The following is a 16,695-nucleotide window of genomic DNA, read 5'->3' as shown; positions in this document are numbered from 1 at the left end:
GGGGTCGGTCAGCCGCGCAGGGCAGGCAGGTCGAGCAGGTTGCGGTGATACCGCTCGGTGACGTTGGGGTGCGCCCGGAGGCGCGACTTGAGGGCATTGAGTCCGTAGCGCGCGTGCAGCGTCCCGCCGTGCTGGTCCGGCCCGACACCGGCAGCCTCGGCGGCCAGCTCGGGCGAGAGCGGCACCGTCGGCAGCGCCTGGTCGTAGCCGGGATTGAGGAAGAACGGCAGTGAGACCCGGTCCGTGCCGGCGGCGGGTGGCAGCACGCGGTGCACGGTCGCCTTGAGGTAGCCGCCGGTGGCGACCTCGAGCAGTTCACCGATGTTGACCAGCAGGTGCCCGGGGATCGGAGCGACGTCGAGCCAGCCGGTCTCCCCTGCCGGACCGACCGTTTCCACCTGGAAACCGGCGCTGTCCGGTTCGGGGTAGAGCAAGGTCAGCGCGCCGACGTCCTTGTGGCTGCCGACGCCCTGGTCGGTGACGGAGCCGTCGTGGCCGGGGTATCGCGCGATCTTGAGCAGCGGATCCGGGTCGGCGAAGGCGGCATCGAAGAAGTCGGCCGGCGCGCCGAGCGACCGCGCCCAGCCGCGGATCAGCCGCAGGCCCGCGTCCTGCGCCTGGCTCGACCACTCCAGCGCCAGCTCCCGCAGCCGCGGCACGGCCGCGGGCCACAGGTTCGGCCCGTGCAGCACGTCCCACGGGCGGGAGGGGTCGATCGGCTCGATGGCGGCGCGCTCGGGCCCGATGTCGAGCTGCTCGCGCCAGTCGACGTGACCCTGTGTCCGCTCGCCACCGACCCGGGTGTAACCGCGGAAGTGCGGCGAGTTGCTGTTCTCGATCGCGAGCTTGTCCGCCTCCGGCAGCGCGAAGAACTCGCGCGCCGCCGCGACCAGGTGGTCGGTGAGCTGCTGATCGATGCCGTGACCGGTCAGGTAGAAGAAGCCGATCTCGTGCGTCACCTGCCGGAGTGCGTCGACGTCGAGGTTCTCCAGATCGATGATCGGGAGCGTCTGAGCGGGCATGGAACGGTCCTTTCCCCACGGGCACCTGCGGAGAATCAGCGCTGCGACGAGTGGGTGCCCGATGGGGGGACAGTGCGAGGGAAGGCGGGACGGTACGAAACGTGCCGTCGCGCAGGATTTCTCGTCTCAGCGCCGACGCATGCGACAACAACCACCACGCATGAGCATCGTGGCGACGGTTGCTGCAGGGCCGCGCATCGGAGACCTTCCCGGACGAGATCGATCGGCGTTCCCGTTCGGGACGCCGGTGAGAGGGAGGCTAGCGCGGTCGCGGCGGAGAGTTCAAATCGCACGTATACGCACGACGACGAACGGCGACGTCCGTGAGACGAACGGTCTCCCCGTCCCTCAGCCGAGGCGTCCGGACAGCTTTTCGAGTCGGTGCAGACTGGCGCCGTCGAGGCCGATCACCCGCACGCGTTTGCCGCGGGCGGCGTACTTGGCCTGGACGGCGTCGAGCGTCGCGACCGTGGAGGCGTCCCACACGTCGGCCTCCGTCAGATCGATCACCACCGCGTCGGGATCGTCGGCGTAGTCGAACCGGTGGATCAGGTCGTTGCTCGACGCCCAGAACAGTTCGCCGGACACGCGGTACGTGCGCTCCGCGGTGCCGTCCCGGACCTCGTCGACGACGTCGACGCGGGTAAGGTGCGCCACCCGCCGGGCGAACGCCACCATCGCGGTCAGCACCCCGAGTACGACACCGATCGCCAGGTTGTGGGTCGCGAGCGTCCCGACCACGGTGACCACCATGACCGCCGTCTCGCTGCGCGGCATCAGGCGCAGGGTCCGCGGTGCGACACTGTGCCAGTCGAACGTGGTCACCGCGATCACCAGCATGACCGCCACCAGCGACGCCATCGGAACGGCTCCGACCACGGCCCCGACGGTCACGCACAGCACCAGCAGAAACGCGCCGGCCAGGAAGGTGGAGATCCGGGTGCGGGCCCGCCCTTCCTTCACGTTGATCATGGTCTGGCCGATCATGGCGCAGCCGCCCATGCCGCCGAAGAGGGCGCCCGCGGCATTCGCCACGCCCTGCCCCCACGCCTCCCGAGTCTTGTTCGACGGCGTGTCGGTGATGTCGTCGACGAGCTTGGCGGTGAGTAGCGATTCGAGGAGTCCGACGAGCGCGAGACCGAGCGCGAACGGCGCGATGATCGTGAGCGTCTCCCACGTGAGCGGCACGTCCGGGAGCATCCACGTGGGCAGTCCCGACGGGAGTTCCCCCTGGTCGGAGACGTCGGGCACGTCGAAACCGAACAGCGCCACCGCGCCGGTGAGGACGACGATCGCGACGAGCGGCGCGGGAATCGCCCGGGTCAGTTTGGGGACGATCACGATCATCGCGAGGCCCGCGACGACCAGCGGGTAGACCAGCCACGGAACGTCGATCAGGTGCCGGAGTTGGGCGCTGAAGATGAGGATGGCGAGGGCGTTGACGAACCCGATCATCACAGATCTGGGGATGAACCGCACCAGCCGCGCGAGCCCGGCCACCGCGAAGAGGATCTGTAGCGCGGCGGCCAACCAGACCGCGGCGATGAGGTAGTCGATGCCGTGCGCCGAGACCAGCGGCGCGATCACCAGTGCGGTCGCCCCGGCCGCCGCCGACACCATCGCCGGCCGGCCCCCCACGAACGCGATCGCCATCGCCATGATGCACGACGTGTACAGCGCCACCTTGGGATCGACGCCGGCGATCACCGCGAACGAGATGACCTCGGGGATGAGCGCCAGCGCGGTCACCAGGCCGGCGAGGGCCTCGGTCGTCAGGCGGCGGGGAGAGCGCAGTGCGGCGCGGACGGACGTGACGTCGGCCGCGCTGGTGAGGGTGTCGGGCACCGGGCGAGTCTAGGGAGTGCGCGCTCGGGGACCGTCATCGGCCGACGCGCGGACCTACCAGGACCCGGTGCGCAGCACGATCTCGGTCGCCAACTCGGCGGCCGCCTTGGCGGGGATGTCGTCGATGCCGTCGAGCTGGACGATCCGCAGTTCCGAGTACGCGTAGCGGCCGCTCGCGTCGGCGCACGGACGCCCCAGCGAGCTGCCGACGAGGACGGTGGTGGGCAGTTCGACGGCGGGGCAAGCCGCGTCGAGGACGGCTCCGTCCACTCCGGGCACCGCCGGGTGTCCGCGGTCGGCCACGATGAGACTCGCGAATCGTCCGAAGGTCTTGGCGGCCAGCTGCCACGCGAGTTCGGCGCCCGCCCCGGCACCGACCAGGTTGACCCACGGCAGCTTCAGCTCGTCCAGCAGCGCGATCACCGTGGGCTCGTCGAGCCCGTCGATGCTCTCGGGGACGACGGTGCGCAGATCCGAGTCGTGCAGGCGGGCGCAGACGGGGTCGAAGACGTCGGCGGGTGCGCCCGCGTCGGGCAGGAGCAGCACCGTGTGCCGACTTTCCGGTCCCCCGATACGGACCGTCACGGTCCCACTTCCCACGGTCACGCTCGTCGGCTCCATGACTGGAAACGGTACGCGATCCACGTCACGAAACCGGACGCCTAGGTGGGGTAGACCTGCCCGAGGATCTCCTTGGCCATCGCCGTCGCCGGATCCTGACCGTCCGCGGCGGGAGCCAGGTTTGCCCACACCACCAGCGTGACCTTGTTGTCCGGGTCGTGGCCCATGAACGAGTTGAAGCCGGGCAGCTCGCCGGTGTGACCGAACATCGGCCCCATCTTGGCTATGCCCCAACCGTATTGGGCGGCGCCGTTGTCGGGGGCGGTGGGCTGGACGCTGGCCAGACGTTGCGCCTGCAGGTCGGCGCCCAGCAGCCTGCCGCCCGCCAACGCCTGCACCCAGGTCACCAGATCGTTCGCGGTGGAGATGCCGGCGCCGGCCGCCCATGCCCACGACGGGTTGACGTCGGTGACGTCGTTCGGCGCGAGGGTGCCGTTCCGGGCGGCGGCCTGCATGGGCTCGGGCAGCGCCGGATCGGTGAGCGTGTCCATGTTGGTTCCGAACATGTAGCCCTGCGGGTGCGGCGCGGGAAGTGAGCTGTCGGCGGCGGCGGGGAAGGTGGTGCCGCTGAGACCGAGTGGGCCGTACAGGCGCGACTGGAAGATCTGTGTCAGCGGTTTGCCGTCGAGATTCTCCGCGATCAGTCCGAGCAGCACGGTGTTGGTGTTGGAGTAGTGGTAGCCCTGTCCCGGCGGGAAGTAGGGCGGGTTCGCGAACGCCAGCGTCAGCAACTCCTCGGGCTTCCACTGCTTCTGCGGATCCCGGTCCAGGGTCTCGTTGAGCTCGGCGGTCTCGGAATAGTTGAACAGCCCGCTGCGCATGTCGAGTAGCTGTTCGATGGTGATGCCGTCGCCGTTCGGCACGTCCGGGCGGAACTTGGACACCGGATCGGCGAGCGCGATCTTCCCCTCCTGGACGAGTTGCAGGATCACGGTGCCGGTCATGGTCTTGGTGTTGGAGCCGATCCGGATGTGCTCGGTGGGATCGACCGGCGCATCCTGATCGCGGGTGCCGGTGCCGTACTTGACCGTCTGGCGCCCGTCGGGGGTCTCGAGGATCGCGACGGCACCCGGGATCTGCAGGTTCTCCGCGACCCGCTTGACGATCCCGTCCAGCGCCGCGAGGTCGACCTTCTGCAGTGCCGCCGTCGACGTCTCGGCTGCCGCGGTCGAGGAGGTGGGCGAGGTTTCGGACTGGTTCGAGGTGCAGCCCGCGAGCACCAGCGCGGCCGCCGCGGCGCCGGCGATCAGGCGGGCGGCATCGGTCCTCCGCAGGGCAGTTCGCACGGCGCCTCCTCCGATTCGGCCGACGGTCGTCGGCTTCGAACACTAGGCGAACCGTCCACCCCGCGCGGCGAATCCGTTCAGAGCAGCCGCGACGCGATCGTGGGCAGACCCACCGGCGACCCGCCGCCGACGATCGCGAGGACGGCGTCGACGTCGAGGTGCCGTTCCACCAGGTCTGCCAGCAGATCCAGCTGGGCCTCGCGCACCCGGGCGACATCGGTGTCCGGCGCGACGACGAAGCCGGCGCGTCCAGCCGTCTCCGCCACCTCGGTGAGCAGCCGTCGTCGGAAGTCGTCGTTCTCGAGCAGCCCGTGCCAGTGGGTGCCGCGCACACTGCCGCGCACGCTGCCCTCCTTCGTCCCGGCGGCGTCGGTCAGCAGCGGTGCGTCGCCGGTGCGCCGCACGCGTCCGTGGTGGATCTCGTAGCCGCGCACCGGGATTCCCCAGGCGTCGCCGTCGACCTGGGCGAGTACCTTGTCGGAGCCGAACTCGATCTCGAGATCCAGCAGATCGAGACCTTGCACAGAGCCCGCGCCGGATTCGACGTCGTCGTCGATCACGCGGCCGAGCATCTGGTAGCCGCCGCAGATGCCGAGGATCGCTCCGCCTGCCTGCGCCCGGCGGATCAACGCGTCACCGATCCCGCTGCGCCGCAACCAGTCCAGGTCCGTGACGGTGGACTTGCTGCCGGGCAGCACGACGAGATCGGCATCGGCCAACCGCGAGGGTTCGGTCACCCAGTGCACCGAGACCCCGGGCTCACACGCAAGCGCCTCGACGTCGGTGGAGTTCGAGACCCGCGGCAGTCGGATGGCGGCCACGCGCAGCCACTCCTCGCCGATCGGCGGGGTGGGCCGTCCGACCGGCGCGTCACCCACGACGCCGAGCGAATCCTCGGCGTCGAGCCACAACCCTTCGGCGAACGGGACCACGCCGAGCGTGGGACGCCCGGTGAGGGCGCGCAGCTGATCGAGTCCGGGCTCGAGCAGGCCGACGTCGCCGCGGAACTTGTTGATCACGAATCCGGCGATGAGTGCCTGGTCCGCGGGCGAGAGCACCGCGACGGTGCCGAAGAGGTGGGCCAGCACTCCCCCACGGTCGATGTCGCCGACCACCAGCACCGGCAACTGTGCGGCCTGCGCCAGCCCCATGTTCGCCAGGTCGGTGGCCCGCAGGTTGATTTCGGCGGGCGAGCCGGCCCCCTCGCAGATCACCACATCGAACTCGTCGCGCAACGCGGCGAGTTCCGCGGTGACGATCTCGCGCAACCACTCCCGATGGGTGATGTAGTCGCGGGCTCCGACGGTGGTGACGGCCCTGCCGCGCACCACCAGCTGCGACGTCCGATCACCACCCGGCTTGAGCAGCACCGGGTTGAACCGCACGCTGGGTTCGAGTCCACACGCGCGCGCCTGCAGCGCCTGCGCGCGGCCGATCTCCCCGCCGTCGAGCGTGACGACGGAGTTGTTCGACATGTTCTGCGCCTTGAATGGCGCCACCCGCACGCCGCGTCGCGCGAGCATCCGGCACAGACCGGCGACGAGGACACTCTTGCCGGCGTCCGACGTGGTGCCGGCGACCAGCAGTGCGCCGCGCAGCGCCGGCGTCACGGCAGCGTGAGGATCTCGTTGCCCTCGTCGGTGACGACGATGGTGTGCTCGAACTGGGCGGTCCACTTGCGGTCCTTGGTGACGACGGTCCAGCCGTCCTCCCAGATGTCGTAGTCGACGGTGCCCAGGTTGATCATCGGCTCGATCGTGAACACCATGCCCGGCTCGATCACGGTGTCGACGTTGGGCTGGTCGTAGTGCAGGATCACCAGGCCGTTGTGGAAGGTCTCGCCGATGCCGTGTCCGGTGAAGTCGCGCACGACGCCGTAGCCGAAGCGATTGGCGTACGACTCGATGACGCGGCCGATGACGTTGAGCTCGCGGCCGGGCTTGACGGCCTTGATCGCGCGCATCGTCGCCTCGTGCGTGCGCTCGACCAACAGGCGGTTCTCCTCGGACACGTCACCCGCGAGGAACGTCGCGTTGGTGTCGCCGTGGACGCCGTCGATGTAGGCGGTGACGTCGATGTTGACGATGTCGCCGTCCTGGATGACCGTCGAGTCGGGGATCCCGTGGCAGATCACCTCGTTGAGCGACGTGCAGCAGGACTTGGGGAAACCGCGGTAGCCCAGCGTGGACGGGTACGCGCCGTGATCGCACATGTACTCGTGCGCGATGCGGTCGAGCTCGTCCGTGGTCACCCCCGGAGCCACGGCCTTGCCGGCCTCCTGCAGCGCCTGGGCGGCGATCTTGCACGCCACCCGCATCTTCTCGATGGTCTCCGGGGTCTGCACCCAGGGCTCCTTGCCCTCCTGGGCCGTCGCCTTCCACACGTACTCGGGACGCTCGATGCTCTTGGGCACAGCGAGGGTGGGCGAGACGGTTCCGGGTACGAGAGCAGTGCGAACAGACATGCGTCCAGCGTAGACCGCGCCCCGGGCGCGTCGTCGGCGTGTCCGGCACGAGGCCCGTGCGGCGCGACACCCGATCCGGCACAGGATCGTGGGCGCACATCACCACTGCCTTCCCCGCAACTCAGTGCGCGGTGGAAGCGAAAATGTACAGATCGCCGGGTTCTGTACATTTTCGATTCAGCGCGAACCGCCGTCTGTGGCTACGCCTAGGCAACCGCCCGCTGTCCCCGCCGTGTCAGCCCCGCAACAGCTGCCTCGCGTGCCCGATCTCGGTTATGCCGATCGTCCGTGCCGCGAGCAGGAACGCCGGGGCGCCGGCGGCCACCGCCACCAGCAGGGCGACCGCGGCGGCCTGGCGAGGATCGTCGAGCGAGAGGTACGCGCCACCGACCGCCGCCACGCAGAACACGCCCGCGATCGCCGACGCCCACAGCACGCGGGAGAGCGTCTCGAGCACGGTGTGGAAGCCGAGCAGACCGTAACGCCTTCGCAGTATCAGGTGTCCGCACACGGCGCCCACGACGTAGGACAGCGATCCGGCGGCGGGGAGCATGACGACCACCCATTCCGTCGGGACGGCGGCTACCGTGACCGCGACCGCGGTCACTTTCGTCGCAACCATCGCAACGTTGACGAGGGCGGGGGTCCGCATGTCGTTGTCGGCGTAGAAAACTCGCAGTTGCAGCATCACCAGTGCGAACGGCGCCAGCCCGAACGCTGCCAGCGCCAACGCGGTGCCGATGAGCCGGGCGGCGTCCACGTCGACGCGGCCGACGAACACGACCGTCGTCGCCACCGGCCCCAGCAGCATCATCGCCGCCGACGCCGGCACCAGCGCGACCACCGAGTAGCGCGCGGCACGGCCCAGATCCGTGATCAGCGCGGCCCGGTCTCCCGAGGCCACCGCAGTCGCCACCCGCGGCATCAACACCGTCAGCAACGACACACCGAGCACGCCGTACGGCACCTGGAAGAGCAGATCGGCATACGTGAAAGTCGACACCCCGCCGTGGCTGAACGCGGCCCGCAGGACGAACACCACGCCGATCTGGCTGACCGCGACGTACAACCCGACCCAGGTCAGCATCCGTACACCGCGGCGCACCGGGCGGAGGGTGTACGGCACCGGCCGGACCCGCCAGTCCCAGCGGAACCCGGTGCGGCGCAGGGCGGCGAGCGTCCACAGCGCCTGCCCGACGATGCCCGCGGTGGTGCCCACCCCGAGCACGAGGGTCTGGGCGGTGGTCATCGTGGCCGGGGTGAGTGTCACCGGGCCCGGAACCAGGACGAACGCCCCGACGGTTGCCAGAACGATCGCGTTGTTGACGACCGGTGCCCAGGCGGCTGCTGCGAAGCTCTCACGCACATTGAGGACCGCTGTGGCGGTCGCGCAGACGCAGTAGAAGAAGATCTCCGGAAGTAGCAGGTACGCGAAGAGGGTGGCCAGTCGCGATTGTTCCGGGTCGCGCACAAGCACTGCGACGAACACCGGCGCGCACGCGACGGCCGCCGCGGTCACGAGTGCGCCCGCGATCGTCATGGCGAGCAGCACACGCTGGGTGAACACGTTCGAGTGCATGCTTCCCCTCAGTCGGGCGCGAGCCAACGCGGGAACCAGGGCACTGGCCGCAACGCCACCGAGAAGCAGTTCGTACACCATGTTCGGTAATCCGTTGGCGCCGTTGTAGGCATCACCGACCGCCGCGGCACCCAGCACCGCCGCCAACGCGAGTGTGCGCAGAAATCCGGTCGCCCGGCTGACAGCGCTCGCCGCTGCGACGACGCCGGTGGACCGGGCAAGTGCGTCGGACGTCTCCCCCATCCGACCATGGTGCCTCAGCCGCACACAGTCCGCTCAACCGACGCGGGTGCATTTTCTACGAAAGTGGGTATGGTGAGCGGTCAACTTGTCAGAAGCGAGGGTGACAATGGGCCAGCAGTCGCGGGCCGCCGAACGTCGGTGGGCTCCGGTCAAGGTCAGTAAGGTCGTCACGACCCGTTCGGGCGACATCGTCCACGTCGACGCCGAACTCGACGGCGACATCCATCCCGAGTGGGCTCGGGCGTTCGATCGGATGAGCAAGGGCAGGCAGAGCGACCTGACCCTGCACCACGACACCGAGCCACCGCGAATCACACTGACCGCCAGAAGCGATCACGGCGACAGCGCGGAGATCGTCGTCCTGTACGCGGTCGAGGAAGTGAACCTCTACGTGCGCCTCGCGCTCGAACTCGTCGGACAGTAGCGCGGCTCAGCGCAGTTCCGTCACGAACGCCATCCGATCGCCGCGGTACAGCGAACGCACCCGCTCGACCGGTACCCCGTCGGCGTCGCGGGAGACGCGGTGCAACTTCAGCATCGGCATCGCCGTGCTCGATTCGACCAGCGCCGCCTCCCGCGGCGTGGGCAGCGCGGTCTCGATCCGTTCCGTGGCGGTGGTGAAGTCGATGCCCCTCGACCGGATCGCCGCGTACAGCGACGTCTCGGGGTCGAAGGTGTCGGCCAGATCCGGGAACCGGTGCAGCGGTAGATAGGTGCTCTCGAGGCCGATGCGCTCGCCGTCCGCGAGCAACACGCGCTCGAGGTGGATCGCGGGAGCGCCGACACCGATCCCGAGGATCTCGGCCAACTTGGCGTGTGCGTCGATCTCCTCCCACCGCACCAGGATTCGTCCCGGTTCGCGGCCCTGGCTGAGCGCACCCTCGGTGTACGAGCCCAGCGACAGCGGCTGCACCATCTTGGGGCGCGCGACGACCGTGCCCCTGCCCCGGCGTTCGACCCGTCCGGCCACGAGCAGTTCGTGCAGCGCCTGACGCACCGTCTCGCGCGAGACCCCGCAGCGCGCCGCGAGTTCCCGCTCGGCAGGTACGGGATCACCCTCGGCGAGATCGGCGAGCAGGTCCTCGACGTGTGTCCGCACGAGATAGTGCTTGGGAAGGCTCTCGGCGGTCATCGCGACTGCCGGACCCGTCGCGCGACCGCGATCACGTCGTCGATCGACAGCGCTTGCGCGCCGGGTACTTTCGCGCTGTCGTCGTAGCGACGCAGCCGGACGGCGTCCGGCCACCACGGGTGCGTCGTCCACGCGTCGTCGACGACAGGCCCTCCCTGTCGCCCCAACGTGGCGACCGATTCCGGCGACAGCGTGGCGGCGTACTCCGGTTCGGTGGCGACCAGGAACCGTTTGGCCGCGACGTGCGCGCCGGCCAGCCACCCGCACCGCTCCCCGAAACGGGGTGTCAGCCATTCCCGCGCGACCCGGTCGTGCGCGTGGTGTCCGGGATCGCCGACGAGCGGGCTGCGTGCCAGGTCGTGCAGCGCACTCGCCAACACCAGTTCGTCGTCGGCGCCGTCGGCGATCGCGGGGCCCGCCGACTGCAACGCGTGGTCGAGTTCGTCGACGGCCTCGCCGTCGAACACTCCGCGAAGCGAATTCAACAGCGCAGCAGTCTCTTCCAACACTTCGAAAGCGTCGTTCACGACCGCCAGCGTACACAGATTTCGGTCTGTACCAATTGTTCATCTGCCGTTTCCCGGCAGTCCCCCAGTTGGTCTAGACCAATGATCACGCTGTGTCCCATGCGAATTGCAATTGTGGGTGGAGGGATCCTCGGCACGGCGCACGCCGACGAGGCGATCCGCCGAGGACACGACGTCGTCCATCTCGAACGTGAGCTCGAGGCGCGCGGTGCCACCGTACGCAACTTCGGACTGGTGTGGGTCTCCGGGCGTGCCCAGCACGAACTCGATGCCGCGCTGCGCTCCCGCGAGTTGTGGGCGGACCTGGCCCGACGCGTCCCGGCGATCGGCTTCCGCGCCGCGGGGTCGATCACGTTGTTGCGCACCCCGGAGGAAGTGGCGGTTGCCGAGGACATGGTCGCCCGCACCGACGCCGACGTCCGCGGGTTCACACTGCTCGAACCCGACGCGGTCCTCGCGGTCAACCCGGCGCTGCGGGGCAAGTTCCTGGCCGGACTGCACTGCACGCGGGACGGCGCGGTCGAGTCGAGGATCGCGCTGCCGGCGATCCGCCGCCACCTGGAGGCGTCCGGCCGGTACACCTTCCACGCCGGCACCGAGGCCCGCGAGATCGCCGCCACGCCCGCAGGAGTACGCATCCGCGACGACCACGGCCGCATGTTCGAGGCCGACCTCGTCATCGTGTGCCCCGGCGCCACGCTCGGCGGCCTGGCCCGCGACCTGGCCGGCGACCTGCCGCTGCGCCGGGTACGGCTGCAGATGATGCAGACGGCGTCGCTGGGCGAGGCGCTCACCACCGCGATCGCCGACGGCGACAGCCTGCGCTACTACCCGGCGTTCGCCGGGTCCGCGCTGGACACCCTGCGCGCCGCCCAGCCGCAGGAACCCACGGCCGCCGAGCATCGCATGCAGTTGCTGTGCGTGCAGCGCCTGCACGGGGGCCTGACCATCGGGGACACCCACGAGTACGACGAACCGTTCGACTTCGACGTCGACGAGGCGCCGTACCGGCACCTGACCAGCGTCGTCGAGGAACTGCTCGGCCGCCCGCTGCCGCCGGTCGTCAAGCGCTGGGCCGGCGTCTACAGCCAGTGTCTGGACCCCACCGAACTCGTCCACCGCGCCCAGCCCACCGACGGCGTGTGGGTGGTAGCCGGTCCGGGCGGCCGCGGGATGACTCTCGGCCCCGCCCTGGCCGAACAGACCGCCGACCAGCTGGGCCTGTAGGCCCCGACATCCCAGGAGAGACACCGTGACGACCATCAAGCTCGCCGTCCTCGACATGGCCGGCACCACCGTCGCCGACGACGGCCTCGTGCTCCGCGCGTTCGACGCGGCCGGTGCGGCAGCCGGGCTGTCCGCGTCGGGCCCCGAGGCCGACGCGGCCCGGCAGTACGTGCTCGACACCATGGGCCAGTCCAAGATCGTCGTGTTCCGGGCCCTGTTCGGCGACGAGGACCGCGCCCAGGCCGCCAACCGTGCGTTCGAGACCGAGTACGACCGGCTCGTCGACGAAGGCGGCGCCACCGCGATTCCCGGCGCCGCCGAGGCGATCACCGCGCTGCGCGACGCCGGAGTACGCGTCGCGCTGACCACCGGCTTCAGCCGCACCACACAGGACAAGCTGCTGTCGGCACTCGGCTGGCAGACGCTCGCCGACCTGACGCTCTCCCCGGCGGAGGCCGGACGCGGTCGCCCCTATCCCGACCTGATCCTCACCGCTCTCATGCGCCTCGACGTCGACGACGTGAGAGACGTTGCCGTCCTGGGCGACACCGCCAACGACATCACCAGCGGTCGACGGGCCGGCGCGAGCATCGTCGCCGGCGCCCTCACCGGCGCGCACGACGAGCGGCAACTTCGCGCTGCCGACCCGACACACGTGGTCCCGTCGGTCCGCGAGTTCACCGAGCTCGTGCTCTCCCGCTGAGTTCGTCCCGAGCCTTCCCCGAGTTCTTCCGTCACCGTTCGAATCCCTTACTCAGACAGGACATCCGAATGAGCAGGAACATCAAGCGTTTCCGCGTCGCCGTCGCCGCGGTCGCCATGACCACCGCGGCACTCACCCTCACCGCGTGCGGCGGTACCGGCGCGGCCGCCGGAACCGGCGGCGGGACGGTCACCGTCTACAGCGCCGACGGCCTCGCGAGCTGGTACAAGAGCCAGTTCGCCGCCTTCACCGAGGAGACCGGCATCGCCGTCGACCTCGTCGAGGCCGGTTCCGGTGAGGTCGTCTCCCGTGTGGAGAAGGAGCAGGCCAACCCGCAGGCCGACGTGGTGGTGACGCTGCCGCCCTTCATCCAGAAGGCCGATGCCCAGGGTCTGCTGCAGCCCAGCGGCATCGACACCTCCGCGGTACCAGCCGATGTCCAGGACCCGGCCGGCAAGTACGTCCCCGTCGTCGACAACTACCTGTCGTTCATCGCGAATCCCGGCGCGAATCCGGCGCCGAAGACCTGGACCGACCTGCTCTCCGACCAGTTCAAGGGCAAGTTGCAGTACTCCACCCCCGGGCAGGCCGGTGACGGCACCGCGGTGCTGCTGCTGCTCCAGCAGCTGATGGGCAAGGACGGCGCACTCGACTACCTGACCAAGCTGCAGGCCAACAACGTCGGACCGTCGTCGTCGACCGGCAAGCTGCAGCCGAAGGTGAGCAACGGCGAGCTGCTCGTCGCCAACGGGGACGTCCAGATGAACCTGGCGTCGATCGAGGACGACGGCTCCAAGTTCCAGATCTTCTTCCCGGCCGCCGCGGACGGCAAGCGCACCACCATCGCGCTGCCGTACGTGATGGGCCTGGCGAAGGGCGCGCCGCACTCCGACGAGGCCAAGAAGCTCATGGAGTATCTGCTGTCGGAGAAGGCGCAGAAGACCGTCGCCGACGACGCGCGCGGGGTCTCCGTCCGCACCGATGTCCGCGCGGCCGCCGGCAGCTCCACCGACCCGTCCACGCCCACCGGCCTGGTGAACGGTGTCGAGGTCTGGACCCCGAACTGGAACGACGTCCTCGCCTCCCTGGACGCCGACATCGCCGCCTACCAGAAGGCCACCGGTAACTGACATGCCACGATTCGAGCCCGGGCGGTCCCTCCGCACCACGATCGGCAGGGCACGCGACAGCACGACTCCGGCCGAGGCGTCCCTTCCGGCCATCACGTTCGACCGGGTGAACGTCGCGTACGGACGCGGCCGCGGGGCCACCCGGGCCCTGATCGACTTCAATCTCCGCGTCGCCCGCGGTGAGACCGTCGCGTTGCTGGGGCCGAGCGGGTCGGGCAAGTCCACCGCCCTCAAGGCGCTGGCGGGCTTCACCCGCCCGGTGTCGGGCACGGTCCGCCTCGGCGGCGAGGACGTCACCGACCTGCCGCCGGCCAAGCGCGGGATCGGCGTCGTCGTCCAGTCCTACGCCCTGTTCCCGCACCTGCGGGTCGCCGAGAACGTCGCGTTCGGGCTCCGTGCCCACCGGGTCCCCCGGTCCGAGATCGGCGGGCGCGTGTCCGACGCCCTGGCGATGGTCGGGATGTCGGCGTACGGCAAACGCTTCCCCCGCGAGCTGTCCGGCGGTCAGCAGCAGCGCGTGGCCATCGCCCGCGCGCTGGCGATCCGCCCCAAGGTCCTGCTGCTCGACGAGCCGCTCGCCGCGCTCGACGCCCAGTTGCGCCAGAGCATGCTCACCGAACTGCAGGAGTTGCGGGCGGCACTGCCCGACACGGCGATGCTGTACGTCACGCACGACCAGTCCGAGGCACTGGCGCTCGCCGACCGGATCGCCGTGATGCGCGATGCCCGGCTCGTGGACGTCGACACCACCGAGAACCTGTGGAAGCGACCCCCGAGCAGCTTCACCGCCGCCTTCCTCGGTGGCGCTAACCTGTTGCCGTGCAACGTGACCCGCGTAATCGGAACGTCGGCCCTGGTGTCGGTGGGCGGCACTCCGGTCACCGCGCACGCGCCGCAGCCGGAGATCGGGCGCACCGACTGGGAGTCCGACACCGGCGCGCTGCTGTGCCTGCGTCCACACGCGATCACCCTGACCTCTCCGGCCGAGCGTGGCGCACTGCCCGCCCGGATCGTCGCGAGTGTCTGGCGCGGCGCGTCGACGCGCGTGACGCTCGCACTGCCGAGCCTGCCCGAGACCCCGATCGACGTGGACGTCCCCGGTCACGACGAGCGCGCGGTGGGCACCGAGGTGGGCATGCGGTTCCCCGAACGCGGTGCGGTGCTGGTGCCGGACCCCGGTGCGACCACGGGGGCGGCACGGTGACCGCGCTCCTCGACACCTCCGCCGTCGACGGCGCCCCGACCCGACCCGACCCGTCACGCCGCCGGTCCGGGCTCTGGGTGCTCCCCCCGCTCCTGCTCGTCGTCGGGTTCGCGGTGTACCCGATGGCGCGCGTGCTGGCGGAGTCGACCGTCACCGACACCGGCCGTGGCTGGTCCACGTGGTCCCGGGTGCTCGGGTCGGCGTCGTTCCGGAACGCGTTGTGGCGCACCGTCGAGGTCGCGGTGGCATCCACCCTGGGTTGCCTCGTCCTCGGCACGTTCGTCGCGCTCGTCCTGGCGTTCGTTCCGTTCCCGGGCTCGAAGGTGGTGGGCCGGACGATCGACACGATTCTGTCGCTGCCGTCCTTCCTCGTCACGCTCGCGTTCACGTTCCTCTACGGCACCGCGGGTGCGGTCAACGCGCTCGTCACCCGGATCACCGGCGCGGAGCGGGGGCCGCTGAACTTCCTCAACACCCCGCTCGGTGTGATCGCCGCCGAGATCACGTTCTTCACGCCGTTCGTGATGCGACCCCTGCTGGCCGCGTTCTCCCAGATCCCGCGGGACCAGCTCGACGTCGCCGCGAGCCTCGGCGCGTCGCCGTTGCGGGTGCTGCGGCAGGTGGTGCTGCCCGAGGCGTGGCCGGCTATGGTGGCCGGCGGGTCGTTGGTGCTGCTGTTGACGCTCAACGAGTTCGGCATCGTGCTGTTCACCGGGGCCAAGGATGTCATGACGCTGCCGGTGCTGATCTACACGCACGGCATCGTCACGTTCGATCTGCCTGGGGCCGCCGTGATCGCGACCGTGCAGGTCGCGCTGTCGCTGGCGCTGTACGGCGGTTACCGATTCCTGTTCGCCCGACTGATGGGAGGCAGCCGTGCTGCTGTGGACCCGACGCGCTAGATATCTGACGCTCACGTTCTTCGCCGCGGTGGTCGCGATCGTGTTCGTCGCGCCCATCGCCACCGTGATCGCGGCCGCGCTCGCCGGCGCTTGGAACGGTCCACTGCCGTCCGATCTCGGCACGGAGAATCTGTCGGCGGCGCTGTCCGACGACAATCTCGCCAGTATGGTCGTCAGCCTACAGACCGCCGTCATCGCCGGCGGCCTGGCGTTGGTCGTGGGAACCTGGGCGGCGCTCGCCGCGCGGGAGGCGCCTCCGTGGCTGCGCAAGGTCACCGACGCGATCTTTCACCTGCCCGTCGCGCTGCCCTCGGTGGCGATCGGTCTGGGCCTGCTCATCGCGTTCAACGAGCGGCCGGTGCTGCTCGGTGGCACCAAGTGGATCGTGATCCTCGCGCACGCCGTGCTGGTGCTGGCCTTCGCGTTCAGCGCAGTCTCCGCAGCCCTGGACCGTGTGGACCCCGCGTACCGGCAGGCCGCCGAATCCCTCGGCGCCGGCCCGGCCCGGGTGCTGCTGCGGATCACGCTGCCGCTGCTGGTGCCGGCGCTCGGGGCGGCGGCCGGACTGTCGGTGGCGCTGTCGATGGGCGAACTGGGCGCCACGGTCATGGTGTACCCGGCCACCTGGAAGACGTTGCCGGTGACCATCTTCGGGCTCACCGATCGCGGTCAGGTGTTCCAAGCCGCGGCGAACACCACGCTGCTACTCCTGGTCACCCTCCTGGCGCTGTTGGCACTCGGACGGATCCGGGGCCGCGGCGCCGCGCGCTGACCGCACTGACGCACAATGTCCCCATGCCCGGTTCCGTC

At 70.0% G+C, this 16,695-nt stretch carries 16 protein-coding genes; 7 read left to right on the top strand and 9 right to left on the bottom strand.

Annotated features, from left to right (window positions below; translation table 11 throughout):
• Positions 1–8: 8 nt before the first annotated feature.
• The 7 genes from E7742_RS05155 to murJ all read right to left on the bottom strand — a co-directional run bounded on the left by E7742_RS05155 (position 9) and on the right by murJ (position 9,060).
• Complete coding sequence (locus E7742_RS05155) at positions 9–1,022, bottom strand: isopenicillin N synthase family dioxygenase (RefSeq protein ID WP_137797970.1); 1,014 nt, start codon at positions 1,020–1,022, stop codon at positions 9–11.
• Positions 1,023–1,370: 348 nt separating this feature from the next.
• Positions 1,371–2,867 carry a SulP family inorganic anion transporter gene (locus tag E7742_RS05150; RefSeq protein WP_137797969.1) on the bottom strand — a complete coding sequence of 499 codons (1,497 nt, stop codon included), beginning with the start codon at positions 2,865–2,867 and terminating at the stop codon, positions 1,371–1,373.
• Between the two features lie 54 nt (positions 2,868–2,921).
• Complete coding sequence (locus E7742_RS05145; RefSeq protein ID WP_137797968.1) at positions 2,922–3,488, bottom strand: alpha/beta fold hydrolase; 567 nt, start codon at positions 3,486–3,488, stop codon at positions 2,922–2,924.
• A gap of 41 nt (positions 3,489–3,529) precedes the next feature.
• On the bottom strand, positions 3,530–4,774 hold the full coding sequence (locus E7742_RS05140; protein ID WP_137797967.1) for a serine hydrolase domain-containing protein: 1,245 nt from the start codon (positions 4,772–4,774) through the stop codon (positions 3,530–3,532).
• Positions 4,775–4,851: 77 nt separating this feature from the next.
• Positions 4,852–6,372 carry a cobyric acid synthase gene (locus E7742_RS05135; protein ID WP_175420577.1) on the bottom strand — a complete coding sequence of 507 codons (1,521 nt, stop codon included), beginning with the start codon at positions 6,370–6,372 and terminating at the stop codon, positions 4,852–4,854.
• An 8-nt stretch (positions 6,373–6,380) separates the two neighbouring features.
• Positions 6,381–7,238, bottom strand: a complete 858-nt coding sequence (gene map, locus E7742_RS05130; protein WP_137797965.1) for a type I methionyl aminopeptidase — start codon at positions 7,236–7,238, stop codon at positions 6,381–6,383.
• A 235-nt stretch (positions 7,239–7,473) separates the two neighbouring features.
• A complete protein-coding gene (gene murJ, locus E7742_RS05125; RefSeq protein WP_137797964.1) occupies positions 7,474–9,060 on the bottom strand; it encodes a murein biosynthesis integral membrane protein MurJ in 1,587 nt (528 codons plus the stop codon).
• Between the two features lie 106 nt (positions 9,061–9,166).
• On the opposite strand from murJ, the gene E7742_RS05120 reads away from it, so the two are divergent.
• Positions 9,167–9,484, top strand: coding sequence for a hypothetical protein (locus E7742_RS05120; RefSeq protein WP_137801046.1), 318 nt, complete (start codon positions 9,167–9,169; stop codon positions 9,482–9,484).
• Between the two features lie 6 nt (positions 9,485–9,490).
• Here E7742_RS05120 and E7742_RS05115 read toward each other — a convergent pair whose 3' ends face one another.
• Together E7742_RS05115 and E7742_RS05110 are read right to left on the bottom strand one after the other, a co-directional pair.
• Complete coding sequence (locus E7742_RS05115; protein WP_137797963.1) at positions 9,491–10,192, bottom strand: GntR family transcriptional regulator; 702 nt, start codon at positions 10,190–10,192, stop codon at positions 9,491–9,493.
• Complete coding sequence (locus E7742_RS05110) at positions 10,189–10,719, bottom strand: HD family phosphohydrolase (RefSeq protein ID WP_137797962.1); 531 nt, start codon at positions 10,717–10,719, stop codon at positions 10,189–10,191. The genes E7742_RS05115 and E7742_RS05110 overlap by 4 nt, the downstream gene beginning before the upstream one ends.
• A gap of 99 nt (positions 10,720–10,818) precedes the next feature.
• Between E7742_RS05110 and E7742_RS05105 the strand changes: the two genes are divergently transcribed.
• The 6 genes from E7742_RS05105 (at position 10,819) to E7742_RS05080 (ending at position 16,657) form a co-directional block, all read left to right on the top strand.
• On the top strand, positions 10,819–11,946 hold the full coding sequence (locus E7742_RS05105) for a TIGR03364 family FAD-dependent oxidoreductase (protein WP_175420408.1): 1,128 nt from the start codon (positions 10,819–10,821) through the stop codon (positions 11,944–11,946).
• A gap of 25 nt (positions 11,947–11,971) precedes the next feature.
• A complete protein-coding gene (locus tag E7742_RS05100; protein WP_137797960.1) occupies positions 11,972–12,649 on the top strand; it encodes a phosphonatase-like hydrolase in 678 nt (225 codons plus the stop codon).
• A 68-nt stretch (positions 12,650–12,717) separates the two neighbouring features.
• Entirely contained in the window at positions 12,718–13,779 is a 1,062-nt protein-coding gene (locus tag E7742_RS05095; RefSeq protein WP_137797959.1) for a 2-aminoethylphosphonate ABC transporter substrate-binding protein, read from the top strand.
• Between the two features lies 1 nt (position 13,780).
• Positions 13,781–14,983, top strand: a complete 1,203-nt coding sequence (locus E7742_RS05090; protein WP_137797958.1) for an ABC transporter ATP-binding protein — start codon at positions 13,781–13,783, stop codon at positions 14,981–14,983.
• Complete coding sequence (locus E7742_RS05085; RefSeq protein WP_137797957.1) at positions 14,980–15,885, top strand: 2-aminoethylphosphonate ABC transporter permease subunit; 906 nt, start codon at positions 14,980–14,982, stop codon at positions 15,883–15,885. Before E7742_RS05090 ends, E7742_RS05085 begins: the two co-directional genes overlap by 4 nt.
• On the top strand, positions 15,860–16,657 hold the full coding sequence (locus E7742_RS05080) for an ABC transporter permease (RefSeq protein WP_137797956.1): 798 nt from the start codon (positions 15,860–15,862) through the stop codon (positions 16,655–16,657). Before E7742_RS05085 ends, E7742_RS05080 begins: the two co-directional genes overlap by 26 nt.
• The last annotated feature ends 38 nt before the right edge of the window (positions 16,658–16,695 follow it).

This window comes from Rhodococcus sp. SGAir0479, from assembly GCF_005484805.1.
GTDB lineage: Bacteria > Actinomycetota > Actinomycetes > Mycobacteriales > Mycobacteriaceae > Prescottella.
The sequence above is the reverse complement of the archived record's forward strand: the minus strand, read 5'-3'. Positions and strand labels throughout refer to the sequence as shown.

Bases quoted from the DNA above. Each gene is read 5' to 3' on its own strand.
- E7742_RS05155 (WP_137797970.1), bottom strand. From the start codon at position 1,022: ATGCCCGCTCAGACGCTCCCGATCATCGATCTGGAGAACCTCGACGTC.
- E7742_RS05145 (WP_137797968.1), bottom strand. From the start codon at position 3,488: ATGGAGCCGACGAGCGTGACCGTGGGAAGTGGGACCGTGACGGTCCGT.
- map (WP_137797965.1), bottom strand. From the start codon at position 7,238: ATGTCTGTTCGCACTGCTCTCGTACCCGGAACCGTCTCGCCCACCCTC.
- murJ (WP_137797964.1), bottom strand. From the start codon at position 9,060: ATGGGGGAGACGTCCGACGCACTTGCCCGGTCCACCGGCGTCGTCGCA.
- E7742_RS05120 (WP_137801046.1), top strand. From the start codon at position 9,167: ATGGGCCAGCAGTCGCGGGCCGCCGAACGTCGGTGGGCTCCGGTCAAG.
- E7742_RS05115 (WP_137797963.1), bottom strand. From the start codon at position 10,192: ATGACCGCCGAGAGCCTTCCCAAGCACTATCTCGTGCGGACACACGTC.
- E7742_RS05105 (WP_175420408.1), top strand. From the start codon at position 10,819: ATGCGAATTGCAATTGTGGGTGGAGGGATCCTCGGCACGGCGCACGCC.
- E7742_RS05095 (WP_137797959.1), top strand. From the start codon at position 12,718: ATGAGCAGGAACATCAAGCGTTTCCGCGTCGCCGTCGCCGCGGTCGCC.
- E7742_RS05090 (WP_137797958.1), top strand. From the start codon at position 13,781: ATGCCACGATTCGAGCCCGGGCGGTCCCTCCGCACCACGATCGGCAGG.